This window comes from Colwellia sp. PAMC 20917, from assembly GCF_001767295.1.
In the GTDB taxonomy this organism is placed as follows: domain Bacteria; phylum Pseudomonadota; class Gammaproteobacteria; order Enterobacterales; family Alteromonadaceae; genus Colwellia_A.
This window is the reverse complement of record NZ_CP014944.1, coordinates 4,337,739-4,350,396: the sequence shown is the minus strand read 5'-3', so window position 1 is coordinate 4,350,396 and position 12,658 is coordinate 4,337,739. Positions and strand designations below refer to the sequence as shown.

The following is a 12,658-nucleotide window of genomic DNA, read 5'->3' as shown; positions in this document are numbered from 1 at the left end:
AGGATGACGGATGGGGGGATTCAGTATCTGTCTTTGTATTCTTCGACGTCATACTGGTACTGAAATAAATTCAGCATGACGGTTTAAGTGTCCGGTCTTTGTATTCTTCGCCATCATGCTGGTACTGAAATAAATTCAGCATGACGGTTTAAGTGTCCGGTCTTTGTATTCTTCCCCCGTCATACTGAACTCGTTTCAGTATCTGTCTTTGTATTCTTCGCCATCATACGGGTACTGAAATAAGTTCAGCATGACGGTTTAAGTGTCAGGTCTTTGTTCTATGAACGACGAGATCCTGAAATAAATTCAGCATGACGGATGGGGAGCTCATATGACGAATGGGCCTTATTCGGGATGACATTGGGTTAAACATGACGGCTGAGCATATTCTTTACGCAGGGTTATCAATATCAATAAAAACTGTTGGTATTGATAATTCTTTTTCAAGATGTTTGGCCAACGCTTTAGCGCCATAACGCTCGGTTGCATGATGGCCAGCTGCAAAAAAATGAATATCCATTTCGGTTGCAACATGGGTCGTTTGCTCTGAAATTTCGCCACTAATAAACGCGTCAATGCCCTGCTCTGCAGCAAGCTCGATATAATTTTGTCCGCCACCACTGCACCAAGCAACTGTTTTTATTTTTTTATTAGACGGTGGCGTAATATGCAAGCAATCTCTCGCTAGTTGCTGGGAGATACGTGTACTCAGTTCATCACCTGAAATATGGTGCGAGAACTCACCACGTACAGCGACACTTAAAGGATTGCCTACTTCTAGAGGTTGGACATTATTTATTTCAAATAATTGAGCAAGCTGAGCGTTATTTCCTAATACCGGATGAATATCAAGTGGCAAATGGTAAGCAAATAAACTTATATTGTGATCAAGCAGCGCCTTAATTCGTTGATATTTCATACCACGAATAACATAAGATTCATTTTTCCAAAAAAAACCATGGTGTACCACTAAAGCATCTGCTTTTTCATCAATAGCTTTGGCAATTAACGCTTGTGTTGCGGTTACACCCGTGACAATTTTATGGATTTGATCACTGCCCTGAACTTGTAAACCATTAGGACAAAAATCTTTAATTTGTTCAGGCTTTAGCAAGGCATTTAGGTGCTGCTCTAAATCATTACGATGGATCATTACTGTATTCTCTTTGTTAGGAACTTAAAAGTTAGTTAATTTTATGTGATGAATTCATACTGGGCACTTCTACTTGCTTAAACTTCGGACTTATCTTCCATTTAGGCTTAATAGGCGTTAACGGGTGAACACGTTTTTTGGCCACTAATACATAGATAGACCCTAAATTAGGTAAAAAGTCACTGGCGATTTTTTGCCAAATTTGAACAATTTTACCTTGGCTTAACCGTCCCGATAAAGAAGAATAAATAACTTTTTCATCAACTAATATTTCATAGCCCATTAAGTGTAGCCAATCTTTCACTCGCATTGCCGAAAAAAAACGTTCGTTCCATGGGGTGTTATGTTTACGATAGGGAATAAATTTATTAAGTCCCGCTAAACTAAAAGGGTTAAAACCAGTAATAACTAAGTAACCGTTAGGGATCAATACTCGGTTTGCTTCTCGTACTACATGATGAGGGTCAAGTGAAAATTCTAAGGCATGGCTAAGTAGACAAACATCAATACTATGTTCTAAAAAGGGTAAATCATCTAGATCAGCAATAATATCGCCGGTTTGTTTGCGCTCGACTAAATTCATCTGATGTTTAATTGTACAGTCTGAACTGTCAATATGACCACTGAGTGCACCAATTTTTAATAGATGATAACCAAAAAGTTTTGGCCACCACGGTGCTAACACTTGTTCAATTTCTTTAACTATCACCTCGCCATTTGGTAAAGCTTGCCAAGATTTTGGGTAATGGGGTTGTCGATAGCCCAAAGCAGGTTTCATCAGTTAGATACGCCTTTTTAGTTCGTTTACGGGTATACTAGTTACTCTATCTTCATTGAGGACGATTTAACGTGCAAAGTCAAACACTAAAGCCAATTTTGATAACGGCAATACCCGCTTTTACCGACAATTATTTTTGGGCAATAACCTCTCCTGAAGTAAACGTGACCGATAATGAAACGCTAAAACCCGTTGCTCTGGTCGATCCCGGAGATGCTAAGCCTTGTATTAAATATTTAGAGGAAAATAATTTACAGCTTTGCGCTATTTTAATTACCCATCATCATGCTGATCATACCGGTGGTGTTGCTAAGTTAAAGAGCTATTGTAAAGATAAGAACTGGCCACTTACTGTTTACGCACCTGAAAATGAAAAGATAACCAATGTTGATGTACGGGTAATAGCAAAGCAAATCATCGAGATTCCTGCGCTTGAAACTTCTTTTGAAGTCATTGACCTTGCTGGGCACACCTTAGATCATATTGGTTATTATACTGGTGATGCTGTTTTTTGTGGTGATACTTTATTTTCAGGTGGCTGTGGACGAATATTTGAAGGCTCACCCAAACAGATGTTGAGTGCTTTAACACGTTTAACCGACTTACCCGATCGAACCCGTGTTTACTGCGCGCACGAATACACTTTAGCCAATTTAAGGTTTGCTCTAGCGGTTGAGCCGAATAACGCTGAACTCGTTCACTATTACAATCAAGTCGTAGAACGACGAGCAAAAAATATTCCCACCATCCCTAGTTCTATTTTACTTGAGAAAAAAATCAATCCGTTTTTACGTTGCCAACAACAAGAAATCATCGATAGCGCTGGTGATTATAGTGGTAAAAAGTCAATAAATACCTTAGCAACCTTCACCGTTATTAGGCAGTGGAAGAATGAATTCTAAGTCGAGGACTCTTTGACTAATGTATTAGCCACGCTTGAATAAGCAGGCTAAATAAGTGAAACTAACCTTAAGTAAAATAATATAGTGCCTACATGAACTTTATCTTAAAAACATCAAAAAAATCACCTGCTAAAAAATATACTTTTGCAAAAGCTCTACCGCTATCATTTTCTGTTGCTTTCTCAGTCATGCTAATGGGTTGTCAAGCGACCTCAATGCAAAATAGTGATGGCGCTCAAGCAACAGATATTGACCAACGGATGATCGCTAGCACTGCTGAAATTAATCAGGCGATATTAGCCGATGAAAACATTGACATTATTCATCCGGTTGCGGATGTAGAATTTACCTTAACTGATCCAGAAATTGTTGATGATATTTATGTATCCGATGATATCTGGCAACGTATTCGAACTAAATTTACCTTTGAAATTCCAGAAGATAAACGCCTTACGCAGCAACGTAATTGGTTTGTAAAACATCCTGAATACCTTGACCGCGTAGCAAAACGTGCTGAGCCCTTTATTTTTTATATTGTGCAAGAACTTGAAAAAAATGATATGCCGCTAGAAATAGCGCTTTTACCTATCGTTGAAAGTGCTTTTGATCCCTTTGCATACTCCCATGGTCGTGCTTCAGGTATGTGGCAATTTGTTCCAGGAACTGGCAAGCGATTCAATATGAAGCAGAACTGGTGGTATGACGGACGCCGTGATGTCATTGCATCAACACAAGGTGCGATTCAATATTTAAAATATTTAAACAAATTTTTTGATGGTGACTGGTTATTAGCACTCGCTGCGTATAATTCTGGTGAAGGTCGCGTAAAACGCGCAATGAAAAAAAATGCTCGTAAGAATTTACCAACAGATTTTTGGTCTTTAGATTTACCCAGAGAAACGAGAGCTTACGTACCAAAATTACTTGCGTTGGCCGATGTAATAAAACGTCCTGAAGATTTCAATATTAAACTTTACGAAATTGAAAACAAGAGTCAGATTACTAACATTGATATAGGATCGCAGCTAGATTTAGCAAAAGCGGCTAAGTTAGCTGATTTATCTTTGGCTGAACTACAGCGCTTAAACCCTGGATTTAATCGTTGGGCAACTGACCCTGATGGTCCTCACAGTTTATTGATACCTAACCATAAAGTCGCTAATTTTGTGAAGAAGCTTGCTGAACTTCCCAAAGAAGATCGTTTAGCATGGCAGCGTTATAAAATTAAAAATGGTGATAACTTAGGTGAGATTGCCCATAAATTTAATACTGATATTAAGTTAATTAAACAGGTTAACAATATTAAAGGCACACAAATTCGTGCGGGCAAACACTTATTAATTCCTGTGGCGACTCAGTCGCTCGACAGTTATGTTTTTTCTCAAAAGCAGCGGACGGCGACCACTAAAAATCGTCAACGAAGTGGAGAGAAAACAACACACCTTGTCGTAGCAGGCGATACTTTATGGGATATAGGACAAACCTATAAAGTCAGTAGCCGAAGTATTGCAAAATGGAATGGTATGGCGCCACGCGATGTTTTAAAGCTTGGCCAAAAACTGGTTATTTGGCAGAAAACGGCCGCGGTTGAAGATAATTTAGCCAGCACAACGTCTTACCAACCGCCAGAGCAGGCAATCATGCGAAATATCACCTATAAGGTAAGACGTGGTGATTCTTTCGCACGTATTGCCAATAAATTTAGGGTCTCAATTAGTGATATTGAACGCTGGAACAGTTTAAATCGCAAAAAATATTTACAACCTGGTCAAATGATAAAATTGTCGGTTGATGTGACTAACAATATTTAACCAATATCATTTGATGGTTAATAAAACGCTATTGACTGCAGTCTTTAGCGTTTTTTTACATTAAAAACGGCTCTTTATAACCATATGTAAGTTATTCAGCAAAATAGCACTTGATAATATTTCTATAGCTGTCACAGTGACCCAATCGTATAAGCGATTATTTTTATACGTACCTCACAATTTGTTAATAATTTAAAGGAGTAGCGCTTCAATGTGTTCGATCTTTGGTATATTAGATATAAAAACAGGTGCAGACGCACTTCGTCCGAAAGCCCTAGAATATTCTCGTTTATTACGTCACCGTGGTCCTGATTGGTCTGGTATTTACAGCAGCGAACATGCTATTTTAGTGCATGAACGTTTATCAATTGTTGATACTGAGCACGGTGCTCAACCATTATATAACGAAGACAAAACAAACATTCTCGCTGTAAATGGTGAAATTTATAACCATAAAGCCCTAGCAGCAAACTTAACGGTAGATTACCAATTTCAAACTGGCTCAGATTGTGAAGTTATCCTGCCACTATACAAAGAATTTGGTGTTGAATTTATTGATAAACTTCAAGGCATGTTTGCTTTTTGTTTATACAACGAAACTGATAACTCTTACCTTATAGCACGCGATCATATCGGTATTATCCCACTTTACACTGGCTATGATGAAGACGGTAACTTTTATGTTGCCTCTGAAATGAAAGCATTGATGCCAATTTGTAAAACAGTGAGTGAGTTTCCTCCTGGCCATATTCTTGACAGTCGTGTTGGCGAATTACAAAAGTATTATAAACGTAACTGGCAACAATATTCTGCGATTAAAGATAATACCACCAGTAAAACAAAAATTCGTGAAGCGCTAGAAGAGTCGGTTAAAAGTCATTTAATGACTGATGTACCTTATGGTGTTTTATTATCGGGTGGTTTAGATTCATCGCTAATATCAGCTATTACGCAAAAATTTGCTGCTCGCCGTATTGAAGATAATGACTTAGCTGAAGCTTGGTGGCCAAAGGTTCACTCCTTTGCTTGTGGTCTTGAAGGCTCGCCAGATTTAATTGCCGCGAAAACAGTAGCAGACAGCATAGGGACTATTCATCACAGCGTGGTGTTTACTGAGCAAGAAGGTATAGATGCCTTACAAGAAGTTATCTATCACTTAGAAACTTATGACGTCACCACTATTCGAGCTTCTACCCCTATGTACTTGATGGCGCGTAAAATAAAAGCCATGGGTATAAAAATGGTACTTTCAGGTGAAGGCGCTGATGAAATTTTTGGTGGTTACTTATATTTCCATAAGGCGCCTAACGCACAAGAGTTTCATGAAGAACTTAACCGTAAGTTAGACCGATTACATAAGTTTGATTGCTTACGTGCCAATAAATCTATGTCAGCTTGGGGTATTGAAGCCCGAGTGCCATTTTTAGATAAAAACTTTATGGATGTTGCGATGCGCATCAACCCAGAAGATAAAATGTGTGGCAACGGAAAAATGGAAAAAGCAATTTTACGTGAGTCGTTTGAAGGTTATTTGCCTAAAGAAATTTTGTGGCGTCAAAAAGAGCAATTTTCTGATGGTGTTGGTTATTCTTGGATTGATGGTTTAAAAGCACATGTTGAGTCTCAAGTGACGGATCAGCAACTTGCAACGGCTAACTTTAAATTTCCAGTGAATACACCAGACAGTAAAGAAGCCTACTTTTATCGTACTGTTTTTGAAGATAAATTTCCACTTGCCTCAGCGGCAGACTGTGTTATCGGTGGTAAGTCTGTTGCCTGTAGTACTGAAGAAGCATTAGCATGGGATGAAAGTTTTCGAAATAATGCTGACCCTTCAGGTCGAGCGGTAATGAGTGTTCATAACGATAGTTACTAGCATTTATCCTTAAAATATTATAAAACCAATAAGTCTGACTTATTGGTTTTTTTTTCAATTTTTTATCTCATCAAAATAATAATATTAATTTGAATACATAGAATTATAATTGTGTAGAATAACCAATTAGATAAAAATGATATAAATAGTACTAACAGGAAAATATTTTGACTAAGCAAATCGACCATAACATGCCAAGTATCACGCCTGATAAAGATCAGGTCGAGGCATTCAAAAACACTCGAACTTCTTCTCCCGCTTCAACTAATTCGGTTGATAATACATCGCCTCAACCCAAAGTTGTCAAGCCACAAAAAACACCTAGTTCGCCACCAATAAAAATAGCTAAAGCGGCTATTATTTTTATCTATTTATTTATTGCGGGTGCTGGCTATTGGCTTTATCAACAAAATATTAAAACAAATGCCATTATAGCTTCAGCAGAGCAACGCATTGCCGACTTAGAGCACCAACTTTCCGCTACAGGCGAAGAAATGGGTGAATCGGCAGTAGAGATGAAAGTACGCATAGAAACACTCGGCAAGACCAGTGATAAACTTTGGGAAGAAATGGACAAGCTCTGGGCTTCTGCTTGGCGTAGAAACCAATCTCAAATAAAGACGTTACAAAAAGATAATAAATTATTGACTGACTTATCAGTAACTCAAGGTAAAACCGTTGCAGCAACAAACGCCACAATAAACGACGTTAATAATAAGCAAGTAGCTACTGAGTTCTCAATAGACGCATTAAAAGAAAAGTTGACTGAAAATATTAAAAATTTATCACTGGAGTTATCCGCTATAGAGTCAAACTCTCAACGTCGTGATAAACAACAAATAGCCCTGGCGAGCCGCGTCACTCAACTCAGTGAGCAGAATAAAAAATTATTATTAAAAGTTGAAAGTTTAGAAGCACTAAGCAACATACCCGCAAGAACAGCACCTCCTTTCTCTGAAGGTTCTTAGCACCATAAAAATAAGCAAGAGTAGGTTAATGACTATTTAATAACCTACTCTTACCTATCTCTTATCGACTAAAATCTAAACTGACTCTCCAGCTCACTTACACCTAAGCCACTGCATTTTTTAACTTTTATTTGCACAGGAATACGTTCTTTAAGCGTATCTACATGACTTATAACACCAATCATTTTACCACTAGCATTTAAACTGTCTAACGCATCAAGTGCCACTTCGAGTGTATCGTTATCAAGTGTGCCAAAACCTTCATCAAGAAAAAGAGAGTCGATACTGGTTTGGGCGCTGACCAAATCAGACAAAGCTAACGCCAACGCCAAACTCACTAAAAAACTCTCACCGCCAGAAAGTGTTTTGGTGTCCCGTACGCTATCCGCTTGCCATGTATCAAGGACTTCAAGAGTTAATGCCTCAGATTGTTGACACTTAAGTTGATAGCGAGCATGTAAGCGCTCGAGCTGTTGATTCGCTAAATAGACGAGATGAGCAAGCGTTAACCCTTGAGCAAACTTTCTAAATTTTGCGCCATCTGCCGAACCAATTAAGCCGTTTAAATGGGCTAAATCATCGACATCTTTTTGTAAACCCGATATTTTTTCAAGTAAACCTTGTTGTTGTTGGCGTTGAATATCGTCTTGTTTTAATGTTTGCCCTAATTGTCCTAGTTTTATCTGCGCTTGTTTCAACTGTTCTTTACATGCTACCAATTTTTCAGTGATCGCCAAGGAGCTAAAATCAGTCACACCTGCTTGTTGAATCGCAACTTGATCAATAGTCAATTGTTGAAGTTGTTGCTGATATTGTTCGAGTAGTGTTTGTGAACGCTGTTTTTCAAGGGTAATACTGTCTGACACTTGCTGAAACACATCTTGTTTATCAGGAGGTAATAACGCATTGATAAAATCAACTTCTTGCGAAAAATCACTTTTAGATAAGGCGTTTTGCCACGCTGAAGTCAATAATTCAACTTCTTCATTGAGCTGTGTTAATTGCTGTTCTGCGCTTTTTAAAAGACCTTGTTGGTGTTGGTGCGTTTGCATGCATTGCTGAAAAGTTTGTTGTAATTTATCAAGCTCATCAGCTACCGCATTACGCTTAGCGGTGATATCAGCTCTGACTTGGCTAATAGTTTTGTCTTCAAAAAGAGTAAAGCGTTGCTGTTGAGCTTGTTTTAGTTCACTAATCACTTGCCCGTGAGTTTGACTAACTTGCGCGTGGTCGTCATTGAGCCCATTGTGGTGTATTTGTGCAACAGCCAACTGTTGCTTTAACCCGGTAATGACCTGCAAGAACTGTTCTTGTTGTTGCAACGTCTGTTGATAGTGTTTTACTTGTTCGCTTATTTCAGTAAACCAAGTAGAAAAAATTTCATTACTGGTTAGCGTTTCAGTGTTTTCGTTAAACAACGGTGCAAATGATACGCTACTTTGCTCGGTATTTACCTGCTTGGCGATGGCGGCAATATCGGCTTTAAAAGCAGTAAGCCCTTCGGTCTTAATTTTTTGCTTTTGTGTGAGAAGAACAGTTAATTGTTGTAAACTGACTTGGCTATTTTCTTGATTATTTATTAGCAGTAAAGCTTGGTTTTCAAGCGTTGACTTATCTTTTTCAGCAGCGACTAATTGCTGCTGGCACTGCTGTAAATGTTGTTCAGCCTTTTGAAGCCTAACGTTTGTGTTAACAAAATTTTCTAGCTTATTTTCTCGCTCGCCAATAAAAGACTCAATAAAGGCCAAGTCTGCTATTGGACAATCTAGATCGAGTGGCTGTGCTTTTGAGTGCCATTGACTGAATAAAACTTGTTGCTCTGTTAATTTTTCTTCTAGTTGTTTATCAGCAACGCCAAGTTCTGCCTTCAGCTGAGCTTGTGTTTCTGCTTGAGCCTTGCCTTGCTGCTCTAATTGTTTTAATTGTTGCGTTAACTGCTCAAATCTTTGTTGGTATTCAGACGATTCACCCTCGACTAATGATGAATATTCGTCAATAGCGGGATGCTCATTTGAACCACATAATGGACACGCTTGCTCGGGCTGAAGATTTTTACGATGTTCATTTAACGATAAAATAGTTTTTTGTTGATCGACAATAAGCATGACATCTTCACGCCTTATCTGCACTTGTCGATATTGGTTTCTTAATTCAAGCACTTGTTCAGTAACACGTTGATATTGCTTTTTCTTTTCTGCGTTATCAGCACTAGCATTAGTGACTTCGTTTGTTAAAAAGTTAAAGCGACGAGCGCTTTCAAGGGCAGTTATTTGCTCTGCAATTTGCCCCTGTCGTTGTTGTATCGTATTTTGTAGTGCTGATCGGTCATTCATCGACACTTGCGCTAAGACGTCAGCTATTTCTTGTTGATATTGTTCAAATCGCTCAATAAGACCATCGCGCACACTTTGCTGTTTGTTGATTAGATTTTGCTGGGTTTCTTGTTGAACATTTAATTGTTGATGTTGTAAATGTAACCCTTGTTGGTCTATCAGGATTTGCTGTACTTCATCTTCAATAAGCAATAAGTATTGATACTGACTTTGCCATAATGGCAGCTTCTCAGGCAAAAACTTCAATACCTGATTATTACTAATAAAGCCTTCATTTTTAATAAACTGTACTTGATGTTGTTCTTGCTCGTTTGCTAACTTATCGCAATTATTTTTTGATAACTGTTGAGCACGCGCTAACTCAACTAATTTATTGGCTGATTCTTCTTCTTGTTTAATCCAATGAAAAATTTTGTTATCAAGGGGGATCACTTCTTCAATGATCAGATTTTCAATGCGTTGATCGGCTAAATGTTGAATGCCCTGCTCTTTCGTTAAGGCTTCATAGGCTTGCTGAGCCATAGTTGTTTGCTGTTCGATATTTTTACAGCTAATTAAAAGTTCATTGTTACTGACCACTAATGATTTTTGTAATTGTATTTTTTGCTGATATTGCTCGAAAACAGGTCGCAATTTCTCAGCCGGCTTAGCTAAAGCCAATAAGCGTAAGTCATCTTCGGCGTCGCGCTCTTTTTGTGCTACACACTCAAGTTGGTTGTTAACCACATTAATACTGTTATGGTTTTCAAGCGACTTTTGTTGCCAAAGATGTGCTTTTTGCCACAAATCATATTCAGTGGCCACTCGTTGTTCATCATCACCAAGCGTTGCAAGTTGTTGAGTCAACGAGGTTAATTCTTCTGCCGATAATATAACGGTACCTTGACTCTGTGCTTGTAATATTTTTAAGTCGTTACTGGCATTTTTATGGTTAAGATAGACTTGCTGTGAAACCTGCCCATAAATTTCAGTACCGGTTAACTCTTCTAAAAGTTCAGCTCGTTCGTTGCTGGGGGCATTTAAAAAAGCGGCAAACTGTCCCTGTGAAAGCATCATAGATTTGGTAAAACGAGAAAAATCTAAACCGGTTAAACTGGCTATTTCATTGCGCACTTGCGAGACTTTTGTTGCTATTATTTGATCATTCTGTGCTGTCGACATTGAAATCTCGGCAAGTTCCGCAATCGGTTTCTGTAAATTCCCTTCGACACTATTTTTAGCGCGTCGTTGACTCCAAAAGGCTCGGTAAGCTTTACCTTTTACTTCAAATTCAACTTCAGCTAAACAACTCGCCGTATGGCGGGTCATTAATTGGTTTTGCTTATCTGAAATATTTAAACGGGGTGTTTGATGGTAGAGCGCCAAGCAAATAGCATCTAATATGGTGGTTTTTCCAGCGCCTGTGGGTCCTGTAATAGCGAACAAGCCACTATTGTCAAAAGGTGCTTGGCTAAAATCAATTTTCCACGCACCTTTAAGTGAGTTGATATTTTCAAATCGTAAACTTAATATTCTCACTTGATTTCACCAGTAACTTGAGGTTTTTCACTGTGCTTTTCACTTGTGGTATTTTGCTGTTGCACTTGCTCTAGCGTTTGTGCAAACATTTTTTCAAGTCGATCTTTTTGGCTTATCTCTGTGTCTGTTTGCCAATTTTCTTGTTGTAATCGCGTTGAGAACACCTCGGCTAAAGATAATTCATTTAAGGTGATTTTCTTTTGGCTTTCTGGCATCGACTGTCTAGATTTTTTACTGCGTCGCACCAACAAGACCTCTACCGGTAATTCTTTGACAAGCGCTTCAATGCGAGGGGTTAAATCTTGTAAATATTCAGCACTGTTAATCTCAATATCAAGCCAAATTTTTTGTTCTTTCTCTAATGAGGTCTTCGAACTATTGAGCTCGCTAACAAGCTTATTGATATCATCACTGAGCTGTTCTAATTTACTTTTTACCATCAACAAAGGTTGAAAACAGGGAATATCTTGTTCAATAACCTGACTCAGTTTTGCTTGATCAAATTCTGCGATTAAAACTTTTTTAGTTTGACTTGCTTCATCAAAGCTTAAGGCTATTGGCGATCCGCAATAACGAATATGCTCAGATTTAGCAACCCGTTGACTGCGATGGATATGGCCAAGCGCTATGTAATCGGCTTGCGGAAAAGCATTGGCAGGGAAAGCCTCCAAGGTGCCAATATAAATATCGCGCACCGACTCACTACTGGTCACACCAACGGTGGTTAGATGCCCAGTGGCAATAACCGGTAATTTTTTTTCATCATTGACTGAAGAAATAACTTCTGCTTGGGTAAATAGTGTTTGATAGTGTTCACTAATCGCTTGCTGCAATGACTGTTGTTTATCTTTAACAGATTGCCCCGCACTGCTGCTAATAATATCGCGCGGGCGAATAAAAGGAATAGCACACAATATTGCCCCTGGTTGACCTTGTTTATTGTTAAGCGTAATCACTTGCTGATTTATCTTATCGCTAACACTGGTGATCACCTGACATGAAAGATGTGACAATAACTGCTTCGACTCACCAAGCATGGCAACAGAGTCATGGTTACCGGCCAGAATGATTAATTGGCAGTTTTTTTCATGCATATTAACAATAAAATCAAAATACATTTCTCGGGCATAGCTAGGTGGCGTGCCGGTATCAAAAATATCACCCGCAACAATCACCGCATCAATGTCATGTTCACTGACTTGTGTGAGTAACCAATTTAAAAATTTTTGATGCTCTGCAGCACGGCTTTTACCGTAAAAATTTTGGCCTAGATGCCAGTCTGAAGTATGGAGAATACGAAATTTCATAAAGTTATCTTA

8 protein-coding genes are annotated in these 12,658 nt (G+C 38.5%); 4 read left to right on the top strand and 4 right to left on the bottom strand.

Annotated elements, in window-relative coordinates; translation table 11 throughout:
* Nucleotides 1–391: 391 nt before the first annotated feature.
* Both A3Q34_RS18550 and A3Q34_RS18545 read right to left on the bottom strand, forming a co-directional pair.
* Nucleotides 392–1,153: a Nif3-like dinuclear metal center hexameric protein gene (locus A3Q34_RS18550; RefSeq protein ID WP_220463188.1), complete on the bottom strand. Its 762-nt coding sequence runs from the start codon at nt 1,151–1,153 to the stop codon at nt 392–394.
* A 31-nt stretch (nt 1,154–1,184) separates the two neighbouring features.
* Entirely contained in the window at nt 1,185–1,931 is a 747-nt protein-coding gene (locus tag A3Q34_RS18545; RefSeq protein WP_070376689.1) for a class I SAM-dependent methyltransferase, read from the bottom strand.
* Between the two features lie 71 nt (nt 1,932–2,002).
* On the opposite strand from A3Q34_RS18545, the gene gloB reads away from it, so the two are divergent.
* The 4 genes from gloB (at nt 2,003) to A3Q34_RS18525 (ending at nt 7,488) form a co-directional block, all read left to right on the top strand.
* Nucleotides 2,003–2,833: a hydroxyacylglutathione hydrolase gene (gene gloB / locus A3Q34_RS18540; protein ID WP_070376688.1), complete on the top strand. Its 831-nt coding sequence runs from the start codon at nt 2,003–2,005 to the stop codon at nt 2,831–2,833.
* Nucleotides 2,834–2,925: 92 nt separating this feature from the next.
* Nucleotides 2,926–4,644, top strand: coding sequence for a lytic transglycosylase (locus A3Q34_RS18535; protein WP_083278091.1), 1,719 nt, complete (start codon nt 2,926–2,928; stop codon nt 4,642–4,644).
* 211 nt (nt 4,645–4,855) lie between these two features.
* Nucleotides 4,856–6,520 (top strand): asparagine synthase B, encoded by a 1,665-nt coding sequence (asnB, locus tag A3Q34_RS18530; protein ID WP_070376687.1) that lies wholly within the window; start codon nt 4,856–4,858, stop codon nt 6,518–6,520.
* A 167-nt stretch (nt 6,521–6,687) separates the two neighbouring features.
* Nucleotides 6,688–7,488 (top strand): hypothetical protein, encoded by an 801-nt coding sequence (locus tag A3Q34_RS18525; RefSeq protein WP_070376686.1) that lies wholly within the window; start codon nt 6,688–6,690, stop codon nt 7,486–7,488.
* A 68-nt stretch (nt 7,489–7,556) separates the two neighbouring features.
* On the opposite strand, the gene A3Q34_RS18520 is transcribed toward A3Q34_RS18525, so the two are convergent.
* Nucleotides 7,557–11,339: an AAA family ATPase gene (locus tag A3Q34_RS18520; RefSeq protein WP_070376685.1), complete on the bottom strand. Its 3,783-nt coding sequence runs from the start codon at nt 11,337–11,339 to the stop codon at nt 7,557–7,559.
* Nucleotides 11,336–12,646, bottom strand: a complete 1,311-nt coding sequence (gene sbcD, locus A3Q34_RS18515) for an exonuclease subunit SbcD (protein WP_070376684.1) — start codon at nt 12,644–12,646, stop codon at nt 11,336–11,338. The genes A3Q34_RS18520 and sbcD overlap by 4 nt, the downstream gene beginning before the upstream one ends.
* Nucleotides 12,647–12,658 lie beyond the last annotated feature (12 nt).

Excerpts from the sequence above, each read along its gene's own strand:
- A3Q34_RS18550 (WP_220463188.1), bottom strand. The coding sequence starts at position 1,153 with ATGATCCATCGTAATGATTTAGAGCAGCACCTAAATGCCTTGCTAAAG.
- A3Q34_RS18545 (WP_070376689.1), bottom strand. The coding sequence starts at position 1,931 with ATGAAACCTGCTTTGGGCTATCGACAACCCCATTACCCAAAATCTTGG.
- A3Q34_RS18535 (WP_083278091.1), top strand. The coding sequence starts at position 2,926 with ATGAACTTTATCTTAAAAACATCAAAAAAATCACCTGCTAAAAAATAT.
- asnB (WP_070376687.1), top strand. The coding sequence starts at position 4,856 with ATGTGTTCGATCTTTGGTATATTAGATATAAAAACAGGTGCAGACGCA.
- sbcD (WP_070376684.1), bottom strand. The coding sequence starts at position 12,646 with ATGAAATTTCGTATTCTCCATACTTCAGACTGGCATCTAGGCCAAAAT.